Source organism: Pseudomonas lalucatii, assembly GCF_018398425.1.
Lineage (GTDB): Bacteria > Pseudomonadota > Gammaproteobacteria > Pseudomonadales > Pseudomonadaceae > Aquipseudomonas > Aquipseudomonas lalucatii.
Map to the genome: position 1 here is coordinate 1,709,118 of NZ_JADPMV010000001.1, position 12,584 is coordinate 1,721,701.

Below are 12,584 nucleotides of genomic sequence, written 5' to 3' on the forward strand. Positions count from 1 at the left end.
CGCCGCCGATGGACCGGCTCGATGCCGCACTATCGAGCGGCTGAATGGCGCGGGCGCCAGGCGCCCCGGGCCGGCGACGGCCCCTGCCAGCGCTTCCGGCACCAATCGTATCGATTTAGATACAGCGTAATGAATACGACACGAAAGCGACACCGACCTGTCACGACGCGACATCCACGGGCTTTTCCCCCGCTTTGCGCCCCCGCGAGGCGCGCTCCGTATCGAATTCGCTACGGCTGTTTTTCCTCAATTCTCGCGCAAACAATCTAAGTATTTGATTTAATTGATAAAAATCAACATGGCATCGGCCTTGCTAACTACTCACGCAAGAGCGCTCGCTGCCCGGCACGAGCACCTTGATCATCGCCCGTACAAGAATCGGGGCGAGTCTGACTACTTGAGGAGTCCACATGAGCGAGTTGCGTTTTACTGTCGATCACGAATGGCTGCGTCAGGACGCCGATGGCCTGGTTACCGTTGGCATCACCGCTTTCGCCCAGGACGCCCTGGGTGACGTGGTGTTCGTGCAGCTGCCGGACGCGCAGTCCTACGCCGCGGGCGCCGAAGTGGCCGTGCTGGAGTCGGTGAAGGCCGCCAGCAACATCGCCATGCCGCTGGCAGGCGAAATCGTCGAAGTGAACGCCGAGCTGGAAAGCAGCCCGGAGCTGGTCAACGAAGACCCGCTGGGCAAGGGCTGGTTCTTCCGCTTCCGTCCGGCCGATGCCGGCGCAGTCGCCGAGCTGCTCGACCAGGCCGGCTACGACCGCCTGCTCAAAGCCAACGACGACGCCTGAGGCCCGCGCCATGCCTGAACTCACGACCCACAACGAATTCATCGCCCGGCACATCGGCCCGCGCGACAGCGACGTCGCCGCCATGCTCGAGCTGCTCGGCTACGCCTCGCTGGAAGCCCTGCTCGACAGCGTGATTCCCGAGAGCATCAAGGGCAGCAGCGTGCTGGAGATGACCGCCGGCCTCAGCGAAGCCGACGCCCTGGCCAAGATCAAGGCCATCGCCGCGAAGAACCAGCAGTTCAAGACCTACATCGGCCAGGGCTACTACGGCACCCACACGCCGGCGCCGATCCTGCGCAACCTGCTGGAAAACCCGGCCTGGTACACCGCCTACACCCCCTACCAGCCGGAAATTTCCCAGGGCCGCCTGGAAGCGCTGCTGAACTTCCAGACCCTGATCAGCGACCTGTCCGGCCTGCCGATCGCCAACGCCTCGCTGCTGGATGAAGCCACCGCCGCCGCCGAGGCCATGACCTTCTGCAAGCGCCTGTCGAAGAACAAGGCCAGCAACACCTTCTTCGCCTCCCAGCACTGCCACCCGCAGACCCTCGACGTGCTGCGCACCCGTGCCGAACCCCTGGGCATCGAGGTGGTGGTCGGCGACGAGCGCGAGATCGGCGACGTCGGCGCCTACTTCGGCGCCCTGCTGCAGTACCCGGCGAGCAACGGCGACATCTTCGACTACCGCGAGCTGGTCGAGCGTTTCCATGCCGTGGGCGCCCTGGTCGGCGTGGCCGCCGACCTGCTGGCCCTGTGCCTGCTGACCCCGCCCGGCGAGTTCGGCGCCGACGTCGCCATCGGCAGCGCCCAGCGCTTCGGTGTGCCGCTCGGCTTCGGCGGCCCGCACGCCGCCTACTTCGCCACCCGCGAGGCGTTCAAGCGCGACATGCCGGGCCGCCTGGTCGGCGTCTCGGTCGACCGCTTCGGCAAGCCGGCCCTGCGCCTGGCCATGCAGACCCGCGAGCAGCACATCCGCCGCGAGAAGGCCACCAGCAACATCTGCACCGCCCAGGTGCTGCTGGCCAACATCGCCAGCATGTACGCCGTGTACCACGGCCCCCGGGGCCTGACCGCCATCGCCCAGCGCGTGCACCAGCTGACCGCCATCCTCGCCCAGGGCCTGAGCCAGCTCGGCTACAGCGTCGAGCAGCAAGCCTTCTTCGACACCCTGAGCGTCGCCAGCGGCGCCCAGACCGCCGCCCTGCACGCCAAGGCCCGCGCCGCCGGGATCAACCTGCGTGAAGTGGACGCCGAGCGCCTCGGCCTGTCGCTGGACGAGACCACCACCCCGGCCGCCGTCGAAGCGCTGTGGGCGGTATTCGCCGACGGCCAGGAGCTGCCGGTCTTCGCCGAGCTGGCGAGCAGCGTCGCCGCACGCCTGCCGCAGGCGCTGCTGCGCCGCTCGGCGATCCTCGCCCACCCGGTGTTCAACCGCTATCACAGCGAAACCGAGCTGATGCGCTACCTGCGCAAGCTGGCCGACAAGGACCTGGCGCTGGACCGCAGCATGATCCCGCTGGGTTCCTGCACCATGAAGCTCAACGCCACCAGCGAGATGATCCCGGTGACCTGGGCCGAGTTCGGCAACCTGCACCCCTTCGCCCCCAGCGAGCAGAGCCAGGGCTACCGTCAGCTGACCGACGAGCTGGAGGCCATGCTCTGCGCCGCCACCGGCTATGACGGCGTCTCCCTGCAGCCGAACTCCGGCGCCCAGGGCGAATACGCCGGCCTGCTGGCGATCCGCGCCTACCACCGCAGCCGCGGCGACGAGCAGCGCGACATCTGCCTGATCCCGCAATCGGCCCACGGCACCAACCCGGCGACCGCCAGCATGGCCGGCATGCGCGTGGTGGTGACCAGCTGCGACAGCCTGGGCAACGTCGACATCGAAGACCTGCGCGCCAAGGCCATCGAGCACAAGGAGCGCCTGGCCGCGCTGATGATCACCTACCCGTCGACCCACGGCGTGTTCGAGGAAGGCATCCGCGAGATCTGCCAGATCGTCCACGACAACGGCGGCCAGGTGTACATCGACGGCGCCAACATGAACGCCATGGTCGGCCTCTGCGCCCCGGGCCAGTTCGGCGGCGACGTGTCGCACCTGAACCTGCACAAGACCTTCTGCATCCCCCATGGCGGCGGCGGCCCGGGCGTCGGCCCGATCGGCGTCAAGGCCCACCTGATCCCCTTCCTGCCCGGCCACGACAAGATGGCGCGCAAGCAGGGCGCGGTCAGCGCCGCGCCGTTCGGCAGCGCCAGCATCCTGCCGATCACCTGGATGTACATCAGCATGATGGGCGGCGAAGGCCTCAAGCGCGCGTCGCAGTTGGCCATCCTCAACGCCAACTACATCGCCCGCCGCCTGGAGGAGCACTACCCGGTGCTCTACACCGGCAGCAACAGCCTGGTGGCCCACGAGTGCATCCTGGATCTGCGCCCGCTCAAGGAGACCAGCGGCATCAGCGTCGACGACGTGGCCAAGCGCCTGATCGACTTCGGCTTCCACGCCCCGACCATGTCCTTCCCGGTCGCCGGCACCCTGATGATCGAACCGACCGAGAGCGAGTCCAAGCAGGAACTGGATCGCTTCTGCGACGCCATGATCGCCATCCGCGAGGAGATTCGCGCGGTGGAACACGGTGCCGTGGCGGCCGACAGCAGCCCGCTGAAGAACGCGCCGCACACCGCGGCCGAACTGGTCGGCGAATGGAACCACGGCTACAGCCGCGAACAGGCGGTGTACCCGCTGGCCTCGCTGGTCGAAGCCAAGTACTGGCCGCCGGTCGGCCGCGTCGACAACGTGTTCGGCGACCGCAACCTGGTCTGCGCCTGCCCGTCCATCGAAGCCTATCAGGAGGCCTGAGAGTAGCGCGGCCGGCCGGATGCCCAGGCATCCCGGCGGCCGCGCCTGACCGCCCGTTGTGACGGCGGTCAGACCCCTTGCGAGGGGTGCGGCGTAGTGCCCGTGTCGGCAAACCCATGGTGCTCGCCGCACCTCCCCGCAATGGTTGCCGCCTACCGGCCGCAACCCTGCACACCAGCGATTCCCATTGCGGCACAACCGCACGAAAGCCCCTATCCGACGCGGGTAAACCCGCGCTTACAACAAGAAAGAGGTGCTCTACATGGAATTCATCAACACCCTTACCAATCAAATCAACGGCCTGGTCTGGGGCCCACCGATGCTGGTGGCGATCCTCGGCACCGGTCTGTTCCTCATGCTGCGCCTGAAGTTCATGCCCCTGAGCAAGATCGGCGCGGGCTTCGCCCTGCTCTGGCAAGGGCGCAAGAAAGACGACGAGGCCAGCGGCGAGATCAGCCCGTTCCAGGCGCTGATGACCTGCCTGGCCGCCACCGTCGGCACCGGTAACATCGCCGGCGTGGCCACGGCGATCTTCCTCGGCGGCCCCGGCGCGCTGTTCTGGATGTGGTGCACCGCCCTGGTCGGCATGGCCACCAAGTACTGCGAAGTGGTGCTGGCGGTGCATTACCGCGAGACCGACGCGCGCAAGGAACACGTCGGCGGCCCCATGTACGCGATCAAGAACGGCCTGGGCAAGAAATGGCTGTGGCTCGGCAGCGCCTTCGCCGTGTTCGGCGGCCTGGCCGGCTTCGGCATCGGCAACATGGTCCAGGTCAACAGCATGGCCCACGCCCTGACCGACACCTTCGGCGTGCCGGCCTGGGTCACCGGCCTGGTGGCCATGGTCTTCGTCGGCCTGGTGATCCTCGGCGGCATCAAGCGCATCGGCAAGGTCGCCGCGACCCTGGTGCCGGCCATGTGCGTGACCTACGTCGCCGCCGCCATCGTGGTGCTGATCGTCAACGTCGACGCCATCCCCGGCGCCTTCTCGCTGATCTTCACCCATGCCTTCACCCCCGTGGCCGCCACCGGTGGCTTCGCCGGCGCCGCGGTGATGGCGGCGATCCGCTTCGGCGTGGCCCGCGGCATCTTCTCCAACGAGGCGGGCCTGGGCACCGCCGGCATCGCCCAGGCGGCCGGCACCACCACCAGCGCGGTGCGCTCGGGGATGATCGGCATGCTCGGCACCTTCATCGACACCATCATCATCTGCACCCTGACCGGCCTGGCGATCATCGCCTCGGGCGTGTGGACCAGCGGCGCCAGCGGTGCAGGGCTCTCGGCGGCGGCCTTCGAGTCGGCCATGCCCGGCTTCGGCGGCGCCATCCTCAGCATCGCCCTGGTGGTCTTCGCCTTCACCACCATCCTCGGCTGGAGCTACTTCGGCGAGAAGTGCTGGGAGTACCTGGTCGGCACCCAGTCAATCCTGCCGTTCCGCATCCTCTGGGTGCTGGCCGTGCCCTTCGGCGCGGTGGCTCAACTGGACTTCGCCTGGCTGGTCGCCGACACCCTCAACGGCCTGATGGCGCTGCCCAACCTGCTGTCGCTGCTGCTGCTCAGCCCCGTGGTGGTCAAGCTGACCAAGGACCACTTCGCCCGCGAAAGCCGTGTGGCCGGCGGCGCCCCCGTACAACGCTAACCCCCCAGGCGCGACCGCGAGGCGGTCGCGCCCTTAGTACAGGACTGATCCGATGTTCTATAAAAGCCTGACCCTAGACCACTACGATCCGGCCCTGGCCCACGCCATCGCCGCCGAAGAGCGCCGCCAGGAAGATCATATCGAGCTGATCGCCTCGGAAAACTACACCAGCCCCGCGGTGATGCAGGCGCAGGGCACCGGGCTGACCAACAAGTACGCCGAAGGCTACCCGGGCAAGCGCTACTACGGCGGCTGCGAGCACGTCGACCTGGTCGAGCAGCTGGCCATCGACCGCGCCAAGCAGCTGTTCGGCGCCGATTTCGCCAACGTCCAGCCGCACTCCGGCTCCTCGGCCAACGGCGCCGTCTACCTGGCCCTGCTCAACGCCGGCGACACCCTGCTGGGCATGAGCCTGGCCCATGGCGGCCACCTGACCCATGGTTCCAAGGTCAGCTCCTCCGGCAAGCTGTACAACGCCGTGCAGTACGGCCTGGACACCGCCACCGGGCTGATCGACTACGACGAAGTCGAGCGCCTGGCCGTGGAGCACCAGCCGAAGATGATCGTCGCCGGCTTCAGCGCCTACTCCAAGACCCTGGACTTCCCGCGCTTCCGCGAGATCGCCGACAAGGTCGGCGCGCTGCTGTTCGTCGACATGGCCCACGTCGCCGGCCTGGTCGCCGCCGGCCTGTACCCGAACCCGCTGCCCTACGCCGACGTGGTCACCACCACCACCCACAAGACCCTGCGCGGCCCCCGTGGCGGCCTGATCCTGGCCAAGAGCAACCCGGAGATCGAGAAGAAGCTCAACGCCGCGGTGTTCCCCGGCGCCCAGGGCGGCCCGCTGATGCACGTGATCGCCGCCAAGGCGGTGTGCTTCAAGGAGGCCCTGGAGCCCGAGTTCAAGGAGTACCAGGCCCAGGTGATCAAGAACGCCCAGGCCATGGCCAAGGTGTTCATCGAGCGCGGCTTCGACGTGGTCTCCGGCGGCACCGACAACCACCTGTTCCTCCTCAGCCTGATCAAGCAGGGCCTGACCGGCAAGGCCGCCGACGCGGCACTGGGCGCCGCGCACATCACGGTGAACAAGAACGCCGTGCCGAACGACCCGCAGTCGCCGTTCGTCACCTCGGGCCTGCGCATCGGCACCCCGGCGGTCACCACCCGCGGTTTCAAGGAAGGCGAGTGCCGCGAACTGGCCGGCTGGATCTGCGACATCCTGGACGACCTGGACAACCCCGGCGTCATCGAGCGGGTCCGTGGTCAGGTCGCCAGCCTGTGCGCCAGCTTCCCGGTCTACGCTGAATAGATAACTAGGTTGCTTAGCCCGACGCGCGCCTGACAGGGCGCGCGTCGCGGCAGCGCAAGAAGCCGGAGTCCACCATGTCACTCAGCGTTTTCGATCTGTTCAAAATCGGTATCGGTCCCTCCAGTTCGCACACGGTCGGGCCGATGCGCGCCGCCGTACGCTTCGTCGAGGGCCTGCGCCGCGACGACCTGCTGGCCGCCACCGAATCGGTCAAGGTCGAGCTGTACGGCTCGCTCGGCGCCACCGGCAAGGGCCACGGCAGCGACAAGGCCGTGCTGCTCGGCCTGGAGGGCGAGCAGCCCGATACCATCGACACCAGCACCATCGATGCCCGCCTGGCGGCGATGCGCAAGGCCGGCGAACTCAGGCTGCTCGGCGAGAAGCCCATCCGCTTCGTCGAGAAGGAACACCTGGCGATGATCAGGAAGCCCCTGCCCTACCACCCCAACGGCATGATCTTCCGCGCCTTCGACGGCGCCGGCCTGCAGCTGCGCGCACGCGAATACTACTCGGTGGGTGGCGGCTTCGTGGTCGATGAGGAGGCCGCCGGTGCCGACCGCATCGTCGAGGACCGCACGCCCCTGACCTACCCCTTCACCACCGGCAAGCAGCTGCTGGCCCACTGCGCCGAGCACGGCCTGTCGATCAGCCAGGTGATGCTGGCCAACGAGACGGCCTGGCGCCCCGAGGCCGAGACCCGCGCCGGCCTGCTGAAGATCTGGCAGGTGATGCAGGACTGCGTCGAGGCCGGCTGCCACAACGAGGGCATCATGCCCGGCGGCCTCAAGGTCAAGCGCCGCGCCGCCGCCCTGCACCGCCAGCTGTGCAAGCACCCGGAAGCGGCCCTGCGCGACTCGCTCAGCGTGCTCGACTGGGTCAACCTCTACGCCCTGGCGGTCAACGAAGAGAACGCCAGCGGCGGCCGCGTGGTGACCGCTCCGACCAACGGCGCGGCCGGCATAGTGCCGGCGGTGCTGCACTACTACATGCGCTTCATCCCCGGCGCCAACGAAGACGGCGTGGTGCGCTTCCTGCTCACCGCCGCCGCCATCGGCATCCTCTACAAGGAGAACGCCTCGATCTCAGGCGCCGAGGTCGGCTGCCAGGGCGAGGTCGGCGTGGCCTGCTCGATGGCCGCCGGCGCCCTGTGCGAGGTGCTCGGCGGCAGCGTGGCGCAGGTGGAGAACGCCGCCGAGATCGGCATGGAGCACAACCTCGGCCTGACCTGCGACCCGATCGGCGGCCTGGTCCAGGTGCCCTGCATCGAACGCAACGCCATGGGCTCGGTGAAGGCGATCAACGCCGCGCGCATGGCCCTGCGCGGCGACGGCCAGCACTACGTGTCGCTGGACAAGGTGATCCGCACCATGCGCCAGACCGGCGCCGACATGAAGAGCAAGTACAAGGAAACCGCCCGCGGCGGCCTGGCGGTCAACATCATCGAGTGCTGATTCGCCGAATGCGCCTCGCGCACCGCGGCCCTAACCCTGCGCGCGGCGCACCAACCCCTTTAAACGGTGCGCACCGCGCACCCTACCGGAGACATTGCATGACCAGCGAAAACCTGGCGAAAACCCCGCTTCACGCCCTGCACCTGGAACTCGGCGCGCGCATGGTGCCCTTCGCCGGCTACGACATGCCGGTGCAGTACCCGCTCGGCGTGATGAAGGAACACCTGCACTGCCGCGAGGCGGCCGGTCTGTTCGACGTCTCGCACATGGGCCAGGTCGTCCTGCGCGGCGCGCACGCCGCCCAGGCCCTGGAGAGCCTGGTGCCGGTGGACATCATCGACCTGCCGGTGGGCATGCAGCGCTACGCCATGTTCACCGACGCCAACGGCGGCATCCTCGACGACCTGATGGTCGCCAGGCTGGCCGACGACTGCCTGTTCCTGGTGGTCAACGCCGCCTGCAAGGACCAGGACCTGGCCCACCTGCGCAGCCAGATCGGCGAGCGCTGCGAGATCGACAGCCTGTTCGAGTCGCGCGCCCTGCTGGCCCTGCAGGGTCCGAAGGCGGCCGAGGTCCTCGCGCGCCTGGCCCCGGACGTCGCCAAGATGACCTTCATGCAGTTCGCCAGCGTGCGCCTGCTGGGCGTCGACTGCTTCGTCAGCCGCTCCGGCTACACCGGCGAGGACGGCTACGAGATCTCCGTGCCCAACGAGCAGGCCGAGGCCCTGGCCCGCGCCCTGCTGGCCGAGGCGGAAGTCGAGGCCATCGGCCTCGGCGCCCGCGACTCGCTGCGCCTGGAAGCCGGCCTGTGCCTGTACGGCCACGACATGAGCACGGCCACCACGCCGATCGAGGCCAGCCTGCTGTGGGCCATGTCCCAGCCGCGCCTCGCCGACGGCGCGCGGGCCGGCGGCTTCCCCTGCGCCGAGCGGATCTTCGCCCAGCAGCAGAGCGGCGTCGCCAGCAAGCGCGTCGGCCTGCTGCCCCAGGAGCGCGTGCCGGTCCGCGAGGGCGCGGAAATCGTCGATGCCGACGGCCAGGTGATCGGCGCGGTCACCAGCGGCGGCTTCGGCCCGACCCTCGGTGCGCCGGTGGCCATGGGCTATGTGCAGAGCAGCCACGTGGCGCTGGACAGCGAAGTCTGGGCGGTGGTGCGCGGCAAGCGCGTGGCCATGAAGGTCGCCAAGACCCCCTTCGTGCCGCAGCGCTACTACCGCGGCTGAGCCCCCCGGGGCGGCGCCTGGCCCGCCCCGCCGGCCGAACCCTGCCGGCGCGGCGCGCGCCGGCCATCAGTGGAATCCGAACATGAGCACAGTTGTGGACAGCGCCGGCACGCCGGCCAGGGTCGAGGCGGGCGTCAAGCTGCGCGGCGCCGACAAGGTGGCGCGCATTCCGGTGAAGATCATCCCCACCGAGCAGGTGCCGCGCAAACCCGACTGGATACGGGTGCCGATCGCCGCGTCGCCCGAGGTGGGACGGATCAAGCAGTTGCTGCGCAAGCACAAGCTGCACAGCGTCTGCGAGGAGGCCAGCTGCCCGAACCTGGGCGAATGCTTCAGCGGCGGCACCGCCACCTTCATGATCATGGGCGACATCTGCACCCGTCGCTGCCCCTTCTGCGACGTCGGCCACGGCCGGCCCAAGGCGCTGGACGCGGACGAGCCGAAGAACCTGGCGGTAGCCATCGCCGACCTGCGCCTGAAGTACGTGGTGATCACCTCGGTGGACCGCGACGACCTGCGCGACGGCGGCGCCCAGCACTTCGCCGACTGCCTGCGGGAGATCCGCGCGCTGAGCCCGGCCATCCGCCTGGAGACCCTGGTGCCGGACTACCGCGGGCGCATGGACGTGGCCCTGGCGATCACCGCCAGCGAGCCGCCGGACGTGTTCAACCACAACCTGGAAACCGTGCCGCGGCTGTACAAGGCGGCGCGCCCGGGTTCGGACTTCGAGTGGTCGCTGGACCTGCTGCAGAAGTTCAAGCAACTGGTGCCGCAGGTGCCGACCAAGTCCGGGCTGATGCTCGGCCTGGGCGAGACCGACGCGGAAGTCATCGAGGTGATGCAGCGCATGCGCGAGCATGACATCGACATGCTCACCCTCGGCCAGTACCTGCAGCCCTCGCGCAGCCATCTGCCGGTGCAACGCTTCGTCCACCCGGACACCTTCGCCCGGTTCGCCGAGCAAGGCGCCAGGATGGGCTTCAAGAACGTCGCCGCAGGCCCCCTGGTGCGCTCCTCCTACCACGCCGACCAGCAGGCCCACGGCGAGAAGATCGCCTGAGCGGCGCGGCACTTGCTGAACAGGCGACCCGCGGGTCGCCTTTTTTCTGTCCCGGCGGCGTTCAGCGCAGCCGCTCGACCAGCCCCGCCAGCACCCCGAGCACCTCGTTGCCCAGACGCTTGGCGCGCGCGCCATTCCAGCCGGTACGCGGCTCGGGGCGGTCGTCGTGGTCCTTGAACGGCATCTCCAGGGTGAAGGACAGGCAATCGAATTCCTGGCCCACGGCGTTGCAGGCCAGGGTCAGGTTGGCCTGGCCCGGCGCATCGATCGGGTAGCCGCGGGCCGTCTGGTACTCGGCGCCGCTGGCCAGCAGGCGGTGCTTGAAATCCGCTTCCAGGGCCGCCAGGCGTGGACTGTAGCCGGGGTTGCCCTCGCAGCCGACGGTGAACACCTGGGGGATTTCCTCGTCGCCATGGATGTCGAGGAACAGGTCGACGCCGACCGCGCGCATCTGCCGCTGGACGAAGAACACCTCGGGAGTCTCCGTCTCGTTCGCCGACTGCCAGGCGCGGTTGAGGTCCTTGCCGGCGGCGTTGGTGCGCAGATGGCCGCGGAAGGCGCCGTCGGGGTTCATGTTCGGCACCAGGTAGAGATCGGCCTGCTGCAGCAAGGCGTCCAGCTCGGCGTCGCCGCGCTGCAGGCGCTCGATCAGCCCCTCCATGAACCATTCGGCCATGTGCTCGCCGGGGTGCTGCTGGGCGATGATCCACACCTTGCGCCGGGCCTGCCGGTTGCGGCTGACCCGCAGCAACTGGATATCCCGGCCCTCGACGCTCTGGCCGCAGGCGAAGAGCTCGACGCCGGCCTGCTCCAGGGCCCGGGCGATCAGCCCGTCGTGCCGCGCGCGGCTGTAGGGCTCGAAGTAGGCGAACCAGACCTGCGCCTGCCGCGGCTCCAGCTCGAACCGCAGCGCGCCGTCCTCGAAGCGGCTGGGCACGCGGAACCAGTCGCGCTGATCGTAGGAGGCGACGGCGTGGTAGCCGCCCCAGGCATGGGGATAGGCCGACTCGCCGGCATTCACCAGGCTGAAGCCGTAACGCTGGCCCGGCGTCAGGCCGGCGACCTGGAAATGGAACCACTGAAAGTGATGGCTGTTGAGGTCGGGGCGCATGGCCAGCAGGACCTGTTGCGGATTGCCGGCATCGAGCACCTCGATATTGCCGCTGTCGAAGTCGGAGCTGATGTGCATGCTTGCCTCGGGCGCAGGGGATTAGCAATGGCAGCGAGCATCGCAGTTCCACCGCCGACCGCCAAGAGCACGGCGACATGGAAGGCATGCCCCCTTACACGACTGTCGGCGGGCAAGCAGAAATGCGCCCGAGGCTCGCAGACACCACGCGCCCGGGTCGCACTGACCCAGTGGAGCCACCCGTGCGAGGCGCTCACAGGGCCGCAGCCGGCCCCTCTCCGGGCGGCCGATCGTCATCCCGCGGGGGTGCCGGACGCCCTACTCGCCAACCAAGCGCGGGCGCAGTTGCTCCAGGCTCACATGGCCCATGAAGCCGGCGCTGCCGTCCGCCGCCTCGCCCTGTTCCAACGCCGTGGCGAAACGCACCGCCGGATCGGCCGCCAGCCGGGCCAGGTAGCGCGCTAGGTGCGGGTAATCCCGGTGCGGGTCGAACAGCTGGTGGTATTCGACCCAGCGCGCGACGCCGGCCAGGTAGGCATCGGCCAGGCTGCGCCGTTCGCCGAGCAGCCATGGCCGGTCGCTCAACAGCTGGTCCAGGTAGGCGCAGGCATCCGCCACTTTCTCCTGCCCGAGCGCGCGCAGGACGGAGCGCGCCTCGTCGTTCAACTCGGGCTTCTCGTAGGCGACCCAGAGCGGGACGAAGGCCGAGAAAAAGTCGGTCACCAAATAGGACAGCATCTGGTTGAGCTGGTCGAACGCAGGCGAGCCCTGGCGCGGCGCCAGCGGTGTGTCCGGTGCCCGGGCCGCCAGGTGCAGGAGGATGGCCAGGCTCTCGCTCAGCGCCTCGCCGCTTTCCAGTAGCAGCGCCGGAGTCTGGTACAGCGGATTGATTCGGCCGAAGAGGCGATCCCAGGGCTGCTCGAGCATCTCGATGCGGCACAACTGGTAGGGTTGGCCCAGCCACTCCAGAGCGACGATTGAACCGAACGAACAGCCTTGGGGTACTCCATAGAACAATACGGGTTGCATGACTTGGCTCCTTCACGTGCCGTTTGCGGGATGCCGGAGCCTCTGTTGCCCCGGCTGGAGCACAAGCTAAGGGGTAAATAGGCTATA

The 12,584-nt window shown here is 68.5% G+C and carries 9 protein-coding genes; 7 read left to right on the top strand and 2 right to left on the bottom strand.

The window, feature by feature from the left end:
* Nucleotides 1-410 precede the first annotated feature (410 nt).
* The 7 genes from gcvH (at nucleotide 411) to lipA (ending at nucleotide 10,339) form a co-directional block, all read left to right on the top strand.
* Nucleotides 411-794 (top strand): glycine cleavage system protein GcvH, encoded by a 384-nt coding sequence (gene gcvH / locus I0D00_RS07725; RefSeq protein ID WP_213639152.1) that lies wholly within the window; start codon nucleotides 411-413, stop codon nucleotides 792-794.
* Nucleotides 795-804: 10 nt separating this feature from the next.
* Complete coding sequence (gene gcvP / locus I0D00_RS07730; RefSeq protein WP_213639153.1) at nucleotides 805-3,657, top strand: aminomethyl-transferring glycine dehydrogenase; 2,853 nt, start codon at nucleotides 805-807, stop codon at nucleotides 3,655-3,657.
* Nucleotides 3,658-3,919: 262 nt separating this feature from the next.
* Nucleotides 3,920-5,296, top strand: a complete 1,377-nt coding sequence (locus tag I0D00_RS07735) for an alanine/glycine:cation symporter family protein (protein WP_213639154.1) — start codon at nucleotides 3,920-3,922, stop codon at nucleotides 5,294-5,296.
* A gap of 52 nt (nucleotides 5,297-5,348) precedes the next feature.
* Nucleotides 5,349-6,605, top strand: a complete 1,257-nt coding sequence (glyA, locus tag I0D00_RS07740; protein ID WP_213639155.1) for a serine hydroxymethyltransferase — start codon at nucleotides 5,349-5,351, stop codon at nucleotides 6,603-6,605.
* Between the two features lie 74 nt (nucleotides 6,606-6,679).
* Complete coding sequence (locus I0D00_RS07745) at nucleotides 6,680-8,056, top strand: L-serine ammonia-lyase (RefSeq protein ID WP_213639156.1); 1,377 nt, start codon at nucleotides 6,680-6,682, stop codon at nucleotides 8,054-8,056.
* 98 nt (nucleotides 8,057-8,154) lie between these two features.
* Entirely contained in the window at nucleotides 8,155-9,279 is a 1,125-nt protein-coding gene (gene gcvT, locus I0D00_RS07750; protein ID WP_213639157.1) for a glycine cleavage system aminomethyltransferase GcvT, read from the top strand.
* Between the two features lie 82 nt (nucleotides 9,280-9,361).
* Nucleotides 9,362-10,339 carry a lipoyl synthase gene (gene lipA, locus I0D00_RS07755; protein WP_213639158.1) on the top strand — a complete coding sequence of 326 codons (978 nt, stop codon included), beginning with the start codon at nucleotides 9,362-9,364 and terminating at the stop codon, nucleotides 10,337-10,339.
* Between the two features lie 61 nt (nucleotides 10,340-10,400).
* Here the strand turns inward: lipA and I0D00_RS07760 are convergent, their stop codons facing one another.
* Together I0D00_RS07760 and I0D00_RS07765 are read right to left on the bottom strand one after the other, a co-directional pair.
* Nucleotides 10,401-11,528 carry a M14 family metallopeptidase gene (locus I0D00_RS07760; protein WP_213639159.1) on the bottom strand — a complete coding sequence of 376 codons (1,128 nt, stop codon included), beginning with the start codon at nucleotides 11,526-11,528 and terminating at the stop codon, nucleotides 10,401-10,403.
* Nucleotides 11,529-11,786: 258 nt separating this feature from the next.
* On the bottom strand, nucleotides 11,787-12,497 hold the full coding sequence (locus I0D00_RS07765) for a glutathione S-transferase family protein (RefSeq protein WP_213639160.1): 711 nt from the start codon (nucleotides 12,495-12,497) through the stop codon (nucleotides 11,787-11,789).
* Nucleotides 12,498-12,584 lie beyond the last annotated feature (87 nt).

Bases quoted from the DNA above. Each gene is read 5' to 3' on its own strand.
- gcvH (WP_213639152.1), top strand. From the start codon at position 411: ATGAGCGAGTTGCGTTTTACTGTCGATCACGAATGGCTGCGTCAGGAC.
- gcvP (WP_213639153.1), top strand. From the start codon at position 805: ATGCCTGAACTCACGACCCACAACGAATTCATCGCCCGGCACATCGGC.
- I0D00_RS07735 (WP_213639154.1), top strand. From the start codon at position 3,920: ATGGAATTCATCAACACCCTTACCAATCAAATCAACGGCCTGGTCTGG.
- glyA (WP_213639155.1), top strand. From the start codon at position 5,349: ATGTTCTATAAAAGCCTGACCCTAGACCACTACGATCCGGCCCTGGCC.
- I0D00_RS07745 (WP_213639156.1), top strand. From the start codon at position 6,680: ATGTCACTCAGCGTTTTCGATCTGTTCAAAATCGGTATCGGTCCCTCC.
- gcvT (WP_213639157.1), top strand. From the start codon at position 8,155: ATGACCAGCGAAAACCTGGCGAAAACCCCGCTTCACGCCCTGCACCTG.
- lipA (WP_213639158.1), top strand. From the start codon at position 9,362: ATGAGCACAGTTGTGGACAGCGCCGGCACGCCGGCCAGGGTCGAGGCG.
- I0D00_RS07760 (WP_213639159.1), bottom strand. From the start codon at position 11,528: ATGCACATCAGCTCCGACTTCGACAGCGGCAATATCGAGGTGCTCGAT.
- I0D00_RS07765 (WP_213639160.1), bottom strand. From the start codon at position 12,497: ATGCAACCCGTATTGTTCTATGGAGTACCCCAAGGCTGTTCGTTCGGT.